The 370-nt window shown below is 64.9% G+C and carries 1 pseudogene; it reads left to right on the forward strand.

The annotated features are described in order from the left end of the window. Position 1 precedes the first annotated feature (1 nt). Positions 2–370: pseudogene (locus GV790_RS29175) on the forward strand (cytochrome P450); the annotation flags it as partial.

Here is a 370-nt window from a genome sequence, read left to right on the forward strand (position 1 = left end):
GATTTTCGATCCCTATGACTACGCCTTCCACGAGGATCCCTACCCCGTCTATCAGCGGCTGCGCAACGAGGCGCCGCTGTACTACAACCCCGATCTGGATTTCTGGGCGCTATCCCGGCACGCGGATGTGTTCGCCGGCTTCCGCGACGCCACCCGCCTGTCCAGTGCCAACGGGGTGTCGCTGGATCCCGCCGCCTGGGGGCCGCACGCCCATCACGTGATGTCGTTTCTGGCCATGGACGATCCGCGCCATATGCGGATGCGCAGGCTGGTGTTCAAGGGCTTCACGCCGAAACGGGTCGCCGAGATGACCGACCGCATCCGCGAACTCACCCTCGAACACCTCGAACCGGCGTTCGCGGGCGAGAAG

Source organism: Nocardia cyriacigeorgica, from assembly GCF_010858045.1.
Classification (GTDB): domain Bacteria; phylum Actinomycetota; class Actinomycetes; order Mycobacteriales; family Mycobacteriaceae; genus Nocardia; species Nocardia cyriacigeorgica_E.